Annotated in this window: 12 protein-coding genes; 3 read left to right on the forward strand and 9 right to left on the reverse strand. The window is 57.3% G+C overall.

Features of this window, described 5'->3' with window-relative positions:
* Positions 1–50 precede the first annotated feature (50 nt).
* The 5 genes from bioC to yajC all read right to left on the reverse strand — a co-directional run bounded on the left by bioC (position 51) and on the right by yajC (position 4,847).
* Positions 51–944, reverse strand: a complete 894-nt coding sequence (bioC, locus tag H559_RS0114235) for a malonyl-ACP O-methyltransferase BioC (RefSeq protein ID WP_028453222.1) — start codon at positions 942–944, stop codon at positions 51–53.
* A complete protein-coding gene (locus H559_RS0114240; protein ID WP_028453223.1) occupies positions 941–1,588 on the reverse strand; it encodes a DedA family protein in 648 nt (215 codons plus the stop codon). The genes bioC and H559_RS0114240 overlap by 4 nt, the downstream gene beginning before the upstream one ends.
* A gap of 77 nt (positions 1,589–1,665) precedes the next feature.
* Positions 1,666–2,601, reverse strand: a complete 936-nt coding sequence (gene secF, locus H559_RS0114245) for a protein translocase subunit SecF (RefSeq protein ID WP_028453224.1) — start codon at positions 2,599–2,601, stop codon at positions 1,666–1,668.
* 15 nt (positions 2,602–2,616) lie between these two features.
* Positions 2,617–4,446 carry a protein translocase subunit SecD gene (secD, locus tag H559_RS0114250; protein ID WP_028453225.1) on the reverse strand — a complete coding sequence of 610 codons (1,830 nt, stop codon included), beginning with the start codon at positions 4,444–4,446 and terminating at the stop codon, positions 2,617–2,619.
* 74 nt (positions 4,447–4,520) lie between these two features.
* Positions 4,521–4,847, reverse strand: coding sequence for a preprotein translocase subunit YajC (gene yajC / locus H559_RS0114255; protein ID WP_028453226.1), 327 nt, complete (start codon positions 4,845–4,847; stop codon positions 4,521–4,523).
* Positions 4,848–5,480: 633 nt separating this feature from the next.
* On the opposite strand from yajC, the gene smpB reads away from it, so the two are divergent.
* Positions 5,481–6,002, forward strand: a complete 522-nt coding sequence (gene smpB / locus H559_RS0114260; RefSeq protein WP_281171390.1) for an SsrA-binding protein SmpB — start codon at positions 5,481–5,483, stop codon at positions 6,000–6,002.
* A 277-nt stretch (positions 6,003–6,279) separates the two neighbouring features.
* Positions 6,280–7,377: a porin gene (locus H559_RS0114265; RefSeq protein WP_028453228.1), complete on the forward strand. Its 1,098-nt coding sequence runs from the start codon at positions 6,280–6,282 to the stop codon at positions 7,375–7,377.
* A 63-nt stretch (positions 7,378–7,440) separates the two neighbouring features.
* Here the strand turns inward: H559_RS0114265 and H559_RS0114270 are convergent, their stop codons facing one another.
* From H559_RS0114270 to typA, 4 genes are all read right to left on the reverse strand, one after another.
* The gene (locus H559_RS0114270) at positions 7,441–9,210 is read right to left on the reverse strand and encodes a M61 family metallopeptidase (RefSeq protein WP_028453229.1); all 1,770 of its coding nucleotides are present in this window, start codon (positions 9,208–9,210) and stop codon (positions 7,441–7,443) included.
* A gap of 18 nt (positions 9,211–9,228) precedes the next feature.
* Positions 9,229–10,494, reverse strand: a complete 1,266-nt coding sequence (locus H559_RS20590) for a GGDEF domain-containing protein (protein WP_051279528.1) — start codon at positions 10,492–10,494, stop codon at positions 9,229–9,231.
* Between the two features lie 66 nt (positions 10,495–10,560).
* Positions 10,561–10,956 (reverse strand): RNA-binding S4 domain-containing protein, encoded by a 396-nt coding sequence (locus H559_RS0114280; protein ID WP_028453230.1) that lies wholly within the window; start codon positions 10,954–10,956, stop codon positions 10,561–10,563.
* A 110-nt stretch (positions 10,957–11,066) separates the two neighbouring features.
* Positions 11,067–12,881 (reverse strand): translational GTPase TypA, encoded by a 1,815-nt coding sequence (typA, locus tag H559_RS0114285; protein ID WP_028453231.1) that lies wholly within the window; start codon positions 12,879–12,881, stop codon positions 11,067–11,069.
* Between the two features lie 1,096 nt (positions 12,882–13,977).
* Here typA and H559_RS0114290 point away from each other — a divergent pair.
* Entirely contained in the window at positions 13,978–14,544 is a 567-nt protein-coding gene (locus tag H559_RS0114290; RefSeq protein WP_028453232.1) for a recombinase family protein, read from the forward strand.
* Positions 14,545–14,622: the final 78 nt, after the last annotated feature.

A 14,622-nucleotide genomic window follows, 5' to 3' on the forward strand; every position in this document is an offset into this window, starting at 1 on the left:
ATTACCCCACAACCATTCAACCAGAATGGCTACAGAAGCATACCCTCCATTTATCGCCGTGGCCGAAACTCAATGATCTGCGCCCCATCGGGAAGATGCCGCACAGGCCCGCTTTCCGGCTTCCACGCATGCCCATAAATCACTTCATAGGTACAGGGCAGCACCCCGTCACGCCGCAGGGTTTCGTACTGTGCCTGCACCTGCCGCCAGGCGGCCTTGCCCATCAACCCTTGCCGGCGCCCGTCAGTGTGGTTGCTGGCACCGATGTCCTTCAGGTCGCGCATGACACCACGGGCATCCTTGTAGGTCAGAGTCAGATATTCCATGTCCATCACCGGACCGGCAAAGCCCTGCTGCCCCAGCGCATCGCCCAGATCATGCATGTCGATGAAGCGATTGACATGGCTATAGCCATCAACGCCATCGAATGCCACACGCAACTCTTTCAGCGTATCCGGCCCAAGTGTGGCGAACATCAGCAGGCCGCCGGGCTTGAGCACGCGGAAAAACTCGGCGAAGACGGCATCGGGCGTATTGCACCACTGGATCGTCAGGCTTGACCAGATCAGGTCAAGCGAGGCATCGGCAAAGGGCAGCGCCTCGACATCGCCACAGACGGGCATCGCCTTCTGCCGGTCGAGCAAACCGAAGAGCTTGCGCAAGCCGCCCGACTGCTTGCGGGCCACCACCTGCAACATTCCCGGCGCCAGATCCAGCGCAAGCAACTGCGCAGTAGCAAAGCGCTCGCGCAAGGCCGGCAAAGCGTAGCCAGTTCCACAACCGGCATCCAGCACCCGCGCCGGATTGAGCTTCACCAGCGACAGGCGGTCGAGCATGCGGTCCGCCACTTCGCGCTGCAAAACCGCCGCCGCATCATAGCTCTCCGCTGCCTTGTCGAAGGCGGCGCGAACTGCGGCCTTGCCGGTGTAGAACGCCTCGCTCATGCCTGCACTTTCCGCTGCTGCCATTTATTGCGCAGGAAGTGGATCAGCATCGGCGCAAAGGAAATGCCGACGATCAGCAGTACCATCACGGTGAGATTCTTGCGAATGAACTCGACATTGCCGAAGTAATATCCCAGCGTCACCAGCCCGCCCACCCAGACCAGGGTGCCGAAGACACTGAACGCCAGAAAACGCAGATAAGGCATGCCACTCATGCCGGCCACAAACGGCGCGAAGGTACGCACGATCGGCACAAAGCGCGCCAGTGTGACGGTCTTGCCGCCATGGTGCGCATAGAAAGCCTTGGTCTGTTCCAGGTAATCGCGGCGGAAAATGCGCGAGTCGGGATTGCGGAAGAGGCGCTCGCCCGCCGTGCGTCCAATCACGTAGTTGGTGCTGTCGCCCAGAATTGCCGCCGCAATCAGCGTGGCACTCAGCACCACCGGATCCATCTTGCCCAGTGCCGCAACCAGACCAGCGACGAACAGCAGGGAATCGCCCGGCAGGAAAGGCATCACCACCAGCCCGGTTTCGCAGAAAATGATCAGGAACAGCATCAGATAGATCTGCGTGCCATACAGCGTCGCCCACTGCTCCAGCACCAGATCCAGATGCAGGAAGAGATCAAGAAAATTGAATTCCATGCTTGTCATTCCTTGGCAAGACAAAAACGCCGACGAACATGTCCGTCGGCGTATCTGGCAGCTGCGCAGGCAGCTGCTTAAACTACGGCTTCTTCCTTGACGACGGTCTGCTTGACCATATTGTCACGGGAAACACCAAACATCAGCAGCAGCGGCGAGGCCACCAGCACCGACGAATAGATACCGAACACGATGCCGATCGTCAACGCCATCGAGAAGCCATGCAGTGCCGCACCACCAAACACCAGCATCGACAGCACCATGGCTTCGGTCGAAGCGTGCGTGATGATGGTCCGGCTCATGGTGGCCGTGATCGCGTTATCGATCACTTCGGGAACAGTCTTGCCACGCATGGTCGGCTTGTGGAAGTTCTCGCGAATCCGGTCGAACACCACCACCGACTCGTTTACCGAGTAGCCCAGAACTGCCAGCACACCGGCCAGCACCGCCAGCGAGAACTCCCACTGGAAGAAGGCAAAGCAGCCAAGGATGATGACCACATCGTGCATGTTGGCGATCACGGCGGAGACTGCGAAGCGCCATTCAAAGCGGACGGCCAGATACATGATGATGCCCAGGCAGACGACAGCCAGTGCAGTCAGGCCATGAGTGACCAGTTCGTCACCGACCGAGGGGCCGATGAATTCGACCTTCATCACCTTCACATCCGGGCGCGACGATTTCAGCACATTGAATACTTCATCGGACAACTGCGCGCTGGTTTTGCCCTTGATGTTCGGCAGACGCACCATCACATCGCGCGCGGTGCCCAGTGACTGCACCTGCGCCTCGCCATATTTCAGGCTGTCGACGTGCTGGCGAATCTGCTGGAAGTCGGCCGGCTGCTCGTAGCGCAGCTCAACGACTGTCCCACCGGTAAATTCGACGCCGAAGTTCAGTCCCTTGTGCACCAGGAAGAAAACAGCCACCACAAAAGTAAGCAGCGAAATCGCCGTGGTGAGCTTGCCATAGCTCATGAACGGGATATCGCGCTTGATATGGAAAAATTCGATCATGTGCTTATCCCCTTAAACCGCAAGCGATGTCAGACGGCGACGATAGCCGTAGATCAGGTTGACCAGACCGCGCGAGAAGAATACTGCGCTGAACATGGACGTCAGAATGCCGAGACAATGCACGACGGCAAAGCCCTTGACCGCACCGGAACCGAACAGGAACAGCGCCCCGCCAGCAATAAAGGTGGTGACGTTCGAATCCAGAATGGTGGCAAACGCATGGCGATAGCCCTCAGAAATCGCCATCTGCGGACTCATGCCATTCCGTATTTCTTCCCGGATCCGCTCGTTGATCAGCACGTTCGAGTCAATCGCCATACCGAGCGCCAGCGCAATCGCGGCAATGCCCGGCAGGGTCAGCGTTGCCTGCAACATGGACAGCAGAGCCAGCAGGAAAAGCACATTGACCGCCAGCGCCACAGCCGAAACCACACCGAACATGCGGTAGTAGATCATCATGAATACTGCGATGGCGACAAAACCGTAGAGCGTGGAGTTGAAGCCCTTCTGGATGTTTTCCTTGCCGAGGCTCGGGCCGATGGTCCGCTCTTCAACGATATTCATCGGCGCAGCCAGCGAACCGGCACGCACCAGCAGGGAAATGTCGCTGGCTTCCTTGACCGTCATGCCACCGCCTTCGATGACAAAGCTGCCACCCAATTCGGCATTGATGCGCGGCGCGGTAATGACTTCGCCCTTGCCGCGCTCGACCAGAACGATGGCCATGTTCTTGCCCACATTTTCACGGGTCAGGTCGCGGAAGATGCTGGCCCCCAGCGAATCGAGCTCAATGCCGATAACCGGGTTGTTGTTCTGGTCGTAACGGGGCTCGGCCTTGACGATGTTGTCACCGGTCAGCTCGACTTCTTTCTTGATCAGGATGGTTTCAGTCTGGCCCTTGCGCACGCCGGCCATCGGCAGCAATTCATAACCGGCCGGAACATTGCCATTTTGTGCTTCCATGTGCTTGGCCGGATCGGTTTCCGCCATGCGGACTTCCAGCGACGCGGTGCGCCCCAGAATGTCCTTGGCCTTGGCCGTGTCCTGCACGCCCGGCAACTGGACAACGATACGTCCTTCGCCCTGCTGCTGGATAATCGGCTCGGCCACACCCAGCTCATTCACGCGGTTGTGCAGCGTGGTGATGTTCTGCGCAACGGCATCGGTCTTCATCTGGCTGAGGCTGGCCTGGCTGAAGGAGGCCACAACCCGGAAGTTGCCCTCGGTCTTGCTCGGCGTCAGGACGATATCCGGCATGGCCTTTTTCAGGACAGCCATAGTTTGGTCCACCGTTTCGGCATCGCGCAGCTGCACGCTGACACTGTCACGCTCCAATGAGACGCGACCGTAACGCACTTTCTTGTCTTTCAGTTCGCGCCGGATGCTGCTGCCCATTTTCTGCATCTGCTTGTCGACGGCGGCCTTCATGTCGACTTCAAGCAGGAAGTGCACGCCACCACGCAGATCGAGGCCGAGAAACATCGGCTTGGCGCCAATGCCGCTGAGCCATTCCGGTGTATTGGAAAGCAGGTTCAGGGCAACGATGTAGTTCTCGCCCAGTGACTGCTGGATCACATCCTTGGCCTTGATCTGCTGCTCGACATCCTTGAAGCGCAGCTTCAGTGTATCGGTCCCCGGCAGTACGGCCGTGGGCACCAGGCCGGCCGCATTAAGCTGGCCCAGCACTTTGTCTTTTACTGCGGCATCGACCTGCGCGGACGAGCGCGCTGCAGAAATCTGGACGGCGGGACTTTCGCCGTAGAAATTCGGAAGGGTGTACAGCAGACTGACGACCAGCGTCAGAGCCATCAGGCCATACTTCCACAATGGATAGCGATTCATGGGGCTTCCCCTGAGTGCGTGGCTTGCACGCAAAAGCAACGGCCGGTCATGCCGGCCGCATTGTTTTTATCGACTTACCGGTTGCTTTTCAGTGTGCCCTTTTCGACCTTCTGGCCGATGGCACCGCGCTGAACCAGCATTTCAACGCCGTCAGCCACTTCTACAGTGACATAGACATCAGAGATTTTGACAATCTTGGCGATGGTGCCACCAACCACGACTTCATCACCCTTCTGCAGTTCCTGCAGCATTTTCTGGTGCTCTTTGGCTTTTTTCTGCTGCGGACGGATGATCAGCACCCAGAACAGGGCAAAAATCACAACGAGGGGCAGAATCTGTTGCACGAGACCCATCTGGGGCGCGGCAGCGGCCGTGTCGGCAAAGGCTGGAGCGATAAACATGGAAATACCCTGTAAGTAGGAAACTGACAAAACGGCCAATCATAGCCCTTGCAGACGGCAAAATCCACCGCAAAGGCCGGCACGGCCGCATTCTCTGACACAGGGCAGGAAAAAGGTTCCATTTCCGGAACACCGACAGGCGAACAGATACGACAACCCCCTGCCGGAAACCGGACAGGGGGTTGTCGTTTGCTGCATGTCTGGTGGGCCCCCCGGGAGTCGAACCCGGCACCAACGGATTATGCTTACCAGCTACGGCTTTCGCCGCCCCTTTCGGGTTTGTGGTCTGGACTGTCTCTTGTCTTTACGACCCGCCCTTACAGTCTCTACACGTTCCCGGCACAACGCCGGGCTTCGCTCGGGATTACCACGACCACTTGAAGCGGCCAGAGGCTTCCCCGAATTTGAGCAGTTCTACCATCAGGCAGAGCTAACTTGCCCCATGGCAACCCATATGTCTGCAAGCCATACCAGTAAAGGCTTAGGCCGGCATACCCTCAAGTCCGCTGCTCTAACCAAGCATGAGCTAGAGGCCCTGTTTTGCAGCTTGGGCGCCTGCGCACCTGCCTGCAAAGGTGGTCGATTGTAGTGGAAACCCCTGGCATCGCCAAGTACCGCGACTTCCCGGCCTACATGCCGCATAGCCAAGCCGGACAACTTTCCATAAAATGCCATTTTGCAGCAAAGCGGCACACGTTCATGGTCATTACCGATAATCGCAAGGCTTTTCACGAGTACTTCATCGAAGAACGCTATGAAGCCGGGCTTGTTCTGCAGGGGTGGGAGGTCAAGGCCATCCGCGCCGGGCGTATCCAGCTCAAGGAATCCTACGTCATCTACAAGAACGGCGATTTCTGGCTTTTTGGCGCGCACATCTCGCCACTCCCCACCGCATCCACCCACATCACTCCCGACCCGACCCGCACCCGCAAGCTGCTACTCAAGCAGCGTGAAATCGAGCGACTGGGTGGCAAGGTTGACCGCTCTGGCTATACGGTAGCCGCGCTGAACATGCACCTGACCCGTGGCTACATCAAGCTTGAAATCGGTCTCGCCAAGGGCAAGAAACAGCATGACAAGCGGGAAAGCGAGAAAGAGCGGGAATGGCAGCGCGAAAAGGCCCGACTGGTACGCAGCGAATCAAAGCGAGGCTAAGATTATAAACAAATAGCCTTTCAGTATTTTTAGAGATATTCAAACCGCATTACATTCTCTCCCGTGGTCTGCAGATGCCGGAACTGCGATCGGTTTTTGTGGCTAATTTGCCACAAATGACCAGATCGAAAGCGCAATAACGAAACCTTGTCACATGGTTTTAATCTTGTTGCCACACAATCGGCCTGTTTCCAGAGCACAGCTATGGACATCGCACAGACCCAAAGCACACAAGGCTGCAAGGCTGCTGCCTAAAATCAATCGGAGAGTATAAGAAATGCAAAAGATCATTGCCGCGGCCATTGCCGCCGCCTTCCTGGCACCGGTAGCCATGGCTGAAGTCACCATCGGTGGCTCGATCCGTACATCGGTTGACTATGTTGACCTGAAAGGAGCAACCGCAACCACCATCGCCGACTCCCATGCTCAGCGTGTTGCCGATCAAAGCTCACGCATTTATGTACAGGGAACCGACAAGCTTGACGGTGGCGGCAAACTCGTCTGGCGCCTTGAAAGCGGTGTAATGGTGGGTGGCGTTGGCGGCGGTTCAGCTTCTGGCCTGTGGGGCTCACGTGAAGCCTGGATTGGCTACCAGGAAGACTCCCTCGGTAATCTGCGCTTCGGTAAGATGGACAACGCTTACAAGAATGCGGCCAAGTCCTTCATTCCGGCAATTGATGGTTACTTCAATGATGATTCCGGCTGGCAAGGCGGCTCCCAGATCCTCCGGCGTCTCGGTGGCCGTTCTGGCGAACAGATCAATTACATCAGCCCGAACTGGAGCGGCGTTCAAATCCAGGGTTCGTACGACCTCGGCGCTTACAACACAGCAAATACAGGCCATACCGACAACTTCGATGCCGCTCTGACCTACAAGGCTGACATGTTTGCGCTCGGCGCTGTTTACGGCTATGCCAATGACCGCAAGATCAGCTTCGGCTCGGTTGATATCGGCACTGGTACTTCCAACACTGCACTGGGCACCAGCATCCAGGGTTATCAGCTGGGCGGCAGCTTCTTCTGGGGCAAGGATTTCAGCCTCAGCGCCGTTTACGAAAACGTCGAATGGGATGACGGCAAGATCAGCCGCGACCAAGACAGCTTTGGCGTAGCCGCAATGTACAAGATGGACAAGTTCACCTTCCACGGTGGCTATGTATGGGCAGGTGACGTGAGCGGCCTCGCCGACACTGGCGCGGATCAGTTCTCGATCGGCGCCCGCTACAACCTGTCGAAGCAATCCAGCATCAACCTGAGCTACACCAATCTGAAGAACGACCGCAACGCCAAGTTCAAGTCAGAAGCTCCGGGCGTATCGATTGCAGCCGGTCAGGATCAGCAAGTGTTCACCCTGGGCTTCCGCAACGACTTCTAATAGTCTTTCGCTCCCCAAAACAAAAACCAGCCTCCGGCTGGTTTTTGTTTTAATGAAGACCAATCATCCGCCAGTCATAAAATCAGGGGCTGAAATAGAGGGTTTAAGGCGCAAACCGACATGATTGGCCGGCATAAAACACGGCTCCAGATGCGACTCGATCAGCTCATCCCGGCGAAATGCATGAAGATGCAGGGCCTCACCCTGGTTGGCAGCAAGCATGGCATCCAGCTTATCCGGGGTAACACGCAACCCCGCAGCCGCAACCAACACATCACCCGCAGCAAGGCCAGCGCGCTCGGCGGGTGAAGCACTCAGAACATGGGTGATGCGCACCCCTTCCGGAGCGGCTTCATATCTAGCCCCCATTCCACGCGAACCCGGAACAGGCAAGTCCAGCCAGCCCCCCTTGTCTTTCGCAGACGCGGCCGGGCGCTGCTGCCACTCAACCCCCTCACTTTCCAGCAGCTCTTGCAAAGGCAGCTCAGCTCCACTGCGCAGCGCCAGATCAAAAAAACCACTCAGATTGGCACTTGCCAGCTCTGTGGCCAAGCGTTCGAATTCGCCATCAGGCACCCCAAGCCCGGGTTTGCCGTAAAGTCGCCACAGGGCACGCATCACATCATCCAGCGATTGCCGCCCCTGACTGTGCTTGCGGATCAAGAGGTCAGTACACAGCGCCACCAGCGCCCCCTTGGCGTAATAGCTGGCCAATGCATTCGGACTGTTTTCATCCTGCCGGTAATACTTGACCCAGGCATCAAGGCTGGCCTCCTCCAGAGTCTGCACACGGCTGCCGGGATTGCGACGCACCGCTGTTATCGTCTGCGCCAGTTGATTGAGGTATTCCTGCACACTGAGCAAACCGGTTCGCACCAGCACCAGATCGTCGTAATACGAGGTTACCCCCTCAAACAGCCAGAGCTGGCGGGTGTAATTCTCCCTGTCCAGCCGGTAAGGAACAAACTCAGCCGGCTTGATGCGCTTGACCAGCCAGGTATGAAAATACTCATGACTGACCAGACCCAGAAATTGCCGGTAGCCCGCCTTCCGGGCAGTTTCATGCGCGAGCGGCAAATCATCACGACTGCAAAGCAGGGCCGTGGAATTGCGGTGCTCCAGCCCGCCATAACCATCTCCGGTTGCCATGGTCAGGAAGTGATAATCTGCAAACGGTGCGGGCTCTCCCCAGAAGGCGATCTGGTACTCGCAGATTTTCCGCGCATCCTCGATCAGGCGGGATTCATCCACACGGTGGCGTCCGGCAAGAACAAAATGGTGCGGCACGCCTGCAGCAAGAAACTGCAGTCGCCTGAAGTCGCCAAGCTCAACGGGATGATCGATCAGTGCATCATAGTTATCCGCCAGAAAGCGACTTCCATCTGCCGCAAGACGTGGCAAACCTGTCGCCACCCGCCAATGGGCGAGCACCGCAGGCAAGACGATATCCAGCTGACATGGAATGGATTCCTGCCCTTCTACCGCCAGAAACACGCTAGTGCCATTGAAAAAGCCGCGAAACTGATCCAGATAGGCCCCGCGCACCGAGAGATCAAACGCATACACGCGGTACACCACCCGCAGCGGCAAGCTGTCCGGCAAAGGCGCGACCTGCCAGCGGTGCTTGTCGAGCTTGGCGAGTACCACCGGCTCATCGCCAGCAAATGCCGCAATACTGACCACATGGCGAGCAAACTCGCGGATCAGGTAACTGCCGGGAATCCACACCGGCAAGACCAGAATCTGGCCAGAGGGATCCGGATCGGGGATATTCAGTTCGACATCAAAGAGATGGGAATGCGGTTCTGAAATAGAGAGGGTGTATTGCAGCATAAACTCCAGCCATGAGAATCAGCACATAGTGGCCATACCGATCTGGTTGCGCCCGGCTCGCTTGGCCTGATAGAGCGCCCGATCCGCCGCCTCGACCAGCTGGGATGCGCTCATGCCGTCCTCGAGCGCAGCAACACCGGCACTGAATGAAACTTGCAGAGTCACCTCACCCACCAGATGCCTGAGTTGGAAAAAGGCCATTCTGATCTCATCCATCCGCTGGGCGGCACGAATCTGGGACAGGCCGGGCATGATAATGGCAAATTCTTCGCCACCATAGCGTCCGATGAGATCCGACAAAGGCGCCATCTGCCGCAGCAGGCGCGCCAGGCTTTTAATCACACGATCACCTACGGCATGACCATGCAGATCATTCACCTGCTTGAAATGATCAATGTCGATCATTGCATAACTAAGCGGATAGCTCTGCGCCCGTGCGGCCACGGTCTGGACTTCCAGCTGCTGAATCAGGTGCGTATGGTCAAGCAAACCGGTGAGGCTGTCGCGCGTCATCCACTGCCGCAAGCGACGATAACGCTCAGCCGTAATGCTCACCGACGCCAGCAATTCGTCGCTTTCCTGGTTTTTGATCAGGAAATCATCCCCCCCCATGCTGCGCGCCTGCCACTGCCGGCCACGGCTGGTCTCGGTCGAGAGAAATACGATGGGAATACTGTCGAACTGCGGATGCTGCCGGATCAGTCGTGCCATTTCATCGCCGCCGCACTCGGGCATATAGACATCCATGAGCACGATTTCCGGCCGGAAACGATCCAGCGCCAGAAAAATGTCGAGCGGATTGTGCAGCGTACGCACCTGCATGCCAGCCTCTTGCAGAATGTGACTCACCCAGCGGGTGATCGTCTCCGAGTCATCCACCACCAGTACGCGATAGGGATTACCCTTCCCCGCATCGGCAAGCTGATCAAGACGGTCAATCAGGCGCTGGGTATCGATCGGCCAAGACAGAAAACCGGTCACCCCCAAACGCATCAGTGCGATCTGCCGGATGACAGGAACATCACTGGTGATGCAGAAAACCGTCCCCTTGTAAAGCCGGGTCAGCAAGGGCAGCACATCGTCCGTCGCCGCATCTTCCAGGCCGGCTTCATCGATCAGCACAGCCAGCGCCGGCTGTTCGTGCAAGGCTGCCAGCAAGGCGCTTTTGCGGCTAAAAACCAGCACGGGAACACCAAAGCTGAGCAGCTGGGCTTGCAACGATTCAACTGCGGCGCGCTGGGCTGTGCCAATCAGCAAAGGCAGGGCATTGGCTTGACTATTCATGACGACCTGCGGAGAAAGGATTCAATCAAGACGATTTTTACTTGAGTCAGCATAGCAGTTTGTCAGCTAACTGCCCGAACCGAAGCGATCAATCTGGCGACGCAGCTTCTTGGTCGGGCGCCCCTTGACCACTGCCGGGTCAAGCTGCGGTGCCAGACTACGCTCAAAGGCCAGCGCTTCGCGTTTTCTGATACTTTCCTCGCCTTCCACGTAGAGCGTGCGCGCCACGTCTGCCGAGCCACGCCGCTCGGCCAGCGCCAGGACCGTCACGGTAAACTCGCCATGCTCAACCTGAACGCGCACCACATCACCAGGCTTGACCGTGCGCGCCGGTTTGGGTCGATCACCATTCAGGTGCACACGCCCACCCTCGACTGCATCGGTTGCCAGTGAGCGCGTCTTGAAAAAGCGCGCCGCCCACAACCATTTATCAATGCGTACCTTGTCCTGCGCATCCGCCATACACACTCACCTATAGCGACAGAGCCATTCTTTAGAATGGGCTACAACCATATACCCATCAAAAAAGGGACAGCATGGCTGTCCCTTTCTTCATCCAGCCAGCCTCTGGCTCAGCTTTCTGCCTTGGCGGCACGGCGACGATCATGCTCCTGCAGATGACGCTTGCGGATGCGGATGGTCTTCGGCGTAATTTCCACCAGTTCGTCATCGTCGATGAACTCGACGGCAGACTCCAGCGTCAGCTTGATCGGCGTGGTCAGGCGTACGGCTTCGTCGGTACCGGAAGCACGCACGTTGGTCAGCTTCTTGCCCTTGATCGGGTTCACCACCAGATCGTTGTCGCGGCTGTGGATACCGATGATCATGCCTTCGTACAGCTTGTCGCCCGGATGCACGAACATGCGACCGCGATCTTCCAGGTTCCACAGCGCATAGGCCACGGCTTCGCCGTTTTCCTGCGAGATCAGCACGCCATTGTGACGGCCCGGCATGTCCGGCTTGACCGGTGCATAGTCGTCGAACACGTGGCTCATCAGGCCGGTACCACGGGTCATGGTCATGAAATCACTCTGGAAGCCGATCAGGCCACGCGCCGGAATGTGGTATTCCAGACGGGTGCGGCCCTGGCCGTCAGATTCCATATTGGTCAGTTCACCACGACGGCGACCGATTTCTTCCATCACACCGCCCTGGTGAGCATCTTCCAGATCGATGGTCAGGTTTTCGTACGGCTCGCACTTCTGGCCGTCGATTTCCTTGTAGACGACGCGCGGCTTGGCTACGGCCAGCTCGAAGCCTTCACGACGCATGTTTTCCAGCAGGATGGTCAGATGCAGTTCGCCACGGCCGGACACGCGGAACACGTCGGTGTCTTCGGTGTCTTCCACACGCAGCGCCACGTTGGTCAGCAATTCCTTGGTCAGGCGGTCGCGGATCTGGCGGCTGGTGACGAACTTGCCCTCGGTACCGGCCAGCGGCGAGGAGTTCACCATGAAGTCCATGGTCAGCGTCGGCTCGTCGACGGTCAGCATCGGCAGACCGACCGGCTGTTCCTTGTCACAGATAGTCACACCAATACCTATATCTTCGATACCGGAAATGATAATGATGTCGCCGGCTTCGGCTTCCGCCACTTCGACGCGGTCCAGCCCCTGGAAGCCCAGCACCTGGTTGATACGACCGGTCGCAACCTGATCTTCGTGGTTCATCACGACAACCTGCTGGCCCGGCTTGATGCGGCCATTCAGCACGCGGCCAACACCAAGGCGGCCGGTGTAGGTTGAGTAGTCCAGCGCAGCAATCTGCAGCTGCAGCGGCGCATCGGCCGACCCCGGGGGCGTCGGAACATGAGCCAGCACGGTTTCGAACAGCGGACGCATATTGTCGGATTCAGCCGCCAGATCAAGCTTGGCAAAGCCGTTCAGGCCGGACGCGTAGATGATCGGGAAGTCGAGCTGCTCGTCGGTCGCGCCCAGCTTGTCGAACAGGTCGAAGGTCTGGTCAACGACCCAGTCCGGACGCGCGCCCGGACGGTCGACCTTGTTGATCACCACGATCGGCTTCAGACCCAGCGCCAGCGCCTTCTTGGTCACGAAGCGCGTTTGCGGCATCGGACCTTCAACCGCGTCGACCAGCAGCAGCACACCGTCAACCATGCCGAGCACGCGCTCGACTTCACCACCGAAATCCGCGTGCCCCGGGGTGTCGACAATATTGATGTGAGTACCTTCAAAATCGATGGCGGTATTCTTGGCCAGAATCGTGATGCCGCGCTCTTTTTCGAGATCGTTGCTGTCCATCACGCGCTCGTCAACCTGCTGGTTGTCGCGGAAGGTGCCGGATTGGCGCAGAAGCTGGTCAACCAGCGTGGTTTTGCCGTGGTCGACGTGGGCAATGATGGCAATGTTGCGAAGGGCGCGTGACATGTGATCCCGAAAAAGAGTCAATCTGATAAACCGGGGATTGTAGCACGCGTTTGCAGCATTACCGTGACAATGCGTATCGCCTTGAGCGATCAAAATGGCTGGACGGTTAAACCGTCTCGCCATTCAAGCCAATGGTGAATGAACCGCCTCGCGCTAGATCCTTTAGTCGCCAGTGGCAAACGCTGACTTTCATTGAATCGACCTGAACTTTCTATGACAAGCGAGAAGTTAAGAGCAATTCGCCGCTGGCGTTCAAGGGCAATAGCACGGTTGACGCATACAGGGAGAGGGTGAAGTGCGCGGTCTTGGAGACTTCATGCGGTAAACGCACGCGAAAGATAGTAAGAAGAACCGGAGTGATGCAGGCGGGCAGGACGTGCCGGATTCCCTGCTGGTGTACGCACACGAATACGCACACATGATGGCCGAGCGGTATTTTTAGTCTCCGCAAGACCAGAGGAAGCTTGGCGCACCCAGCAGGGATCGAACCTGCGACCTTCAGCTTCGGAATTTTCCATAGTTTTTATCCCCATGATTTGCTGAATAAACAGTGACTTACGGCGCATTCCGAGACATTTTACTTTCCCGGTTACTCGCACCATTTTTTGCCTCAGAAATGATTTTACCGCAAATTTCTGAACGACCCCCTGACTAGTGGGCGCTGGGTCTTACCCCCCGGTGGGGGCCACCTCAAGCCGCCTCAGTGCCTCATCCCCAGCCTCGCCCGTTGCTTCACTCTGCTGCCACTCAATGCGGGAATGGTAGCCACAGCACCTAGCTCACAAGGTAATCCTTTTAAGCCATAGCTCAGGCCCCTAGCTCATTAGTGTTGATTCATGATTATTGGCTAGGCATGATGGGAACCTCTAGAACTTATGAGCCACCTGTGCAAATACCATATATTTTATGGAGTTTCGGGGAGACCTCCTTCCGTTACGGGCTTATGACCACGATAGGGAGACCGGCAGGAACGCCTACAGGGTGGCCTCTATAATACCCGACAAATCCACTCAGGTACTTCTGCCCATATCTGTTCTTTTTGGACTGACCTAGAGAACCACCAGCAGCACCCTGACCGACAGCCAAGGACCACACCATGACCACGATTGCTTATCTCCGAGTATCAACGGACGACCAAACCACCGAGAACCAGCGCCAGCAGATTGCAGCCCGGTACAGCATCAGCAAGTGGTTCCGGGATGAGGCCATTAGCGGCACTGTGAGGGCCTCTGAGCGTCCCGCACTGAAGGAGTGCCTTGGGTATCTCCGGGAGGGCGATACGCTTGTAGTGGCTGCCATTGACCGGCTAGGTCGCAATACCGTGGACGTGCTGCATACCGTGGAAGCAATCCAAGCTAAGGGGGCCTCCGTGGTCAGTATGCGGGAGGGGTTCGACCTTGGGACACCTATAGGCAAGGCCCTGCTGACCATGCTTGCGGCTGTTGCAGAGCTGGAGTTGTCCAACCTGAAGGCAAGGCAAATGGCTGGCATTGAGCGTGCCAAGGCAGCAGGAAAGGCTATGGGGAGACCGGCAAAGGTGGATGCTGCCGAGCTGGTGACGTGGAAGCAGGAGAACAAGGCCAGCATCAAGCAGACAGCGGTTCAGTTCGGGGTCTCAGAGGCGACCGTAAAGAGGGTATGTGCGGCGGCAAAAGCTGGCTGATGCAGGCAAAAATGGCATCCTGTACATTGTGTTACACAAGATAAATATCCTTTGTAAACAGTGTTATAGAAATGCCCC

Source organism: Chitinilyticum aquatile DSM 21506 (assembly GCF_000430805.1).
GTDB lineage: Bacteria > Pseudomonadota > Gammaproteobacteria > Burkholderiales > Chitinibacteraceae > Chitinilyticum > Chitinilyticum aquatile.

What these genes read in the sequence shown, in the direction of transcription:
- smpB (WP_281171390.1), top strand. Translation starts at nt 5,481, where the DNA reads ATGCCGCATAGCCAAGCCGGACAACTTTCCATAAAATGCCATTTTGCA.
- H559_RS0114270 (WP_028453229.1), bottom strand. Translation starts at nt 9,210, where the DNA reads ATGCTGCAATACACCCTCTCTATTTCAGAACCGCATTCCCATCTCTTT.
- typA (WP_028453231.1), bottom strand. Translation starts at nt 12,881, where the DNA reads ATGTCACGCGCCCTTCGCAACATTGCCATCATTGCCCACGTCGACCAC.
- H559_RS20590 (WP_051279528.1), bottom strand. Translation starts at nt 10,494, where the DNA reads ATGAATAGTCAAGCCAATGCCCTGCCTTTGCTGATTGGCACAGCCCAG.
- H559_RS0114265 (WP_028453228.1), top strand. Translation starts at nt 6,280, where the DNA reads ATGCAAAAGATCATTGCCGCGGCCATTGCCGCCGCCTTCCTGGCACCG.
- H559_RS0114290 (WP_028453232.1), top strand. Translation starts at nt 13,978, where the DNA reads ATGACCACGATTGCTTATCTCCGAGTATCAACGGACGACCAAACCACC.
- H559_RS0114280 (WP_028453230.1), bottom strand. Translation starts at nt 10,956, where the DNA reads ATGGCGGATGCGCAGGACAAGGTACGCATTGATAAATGGTTGTGGGCG.
- H559_RS0114240 (WP_028453223.1), bottom strand. Translation starts at nt 1,588, where the DNA reads ATGGAATTCAATTTTCTTGATCTCTTCCTGCATCTGGATCTGGTGCTG.
- secD (WP_028453225.1), bottom strand. Translation starts at nt 4,446, where the DNA reads ATGAATCGCTATCCATTGTGGAAGTATGGCCTGATGGCTCTGACGCTG.
- bioC (WP_028453222.1), bottom strand. Translation starts at nt 944, where the DNA reads ATGAGCGAGGCGTTCTACACCGGCAAGGCCGCAGTTCGCGCCGCCTTC.
- yajC (WP_028453226.1), bottom strand. Translation starts at nt 4,847, where the DNA reads ATGTTTATCGCTCCAGCCTTTGCCGACACGGCCGCTGCCGCGCCCCAG.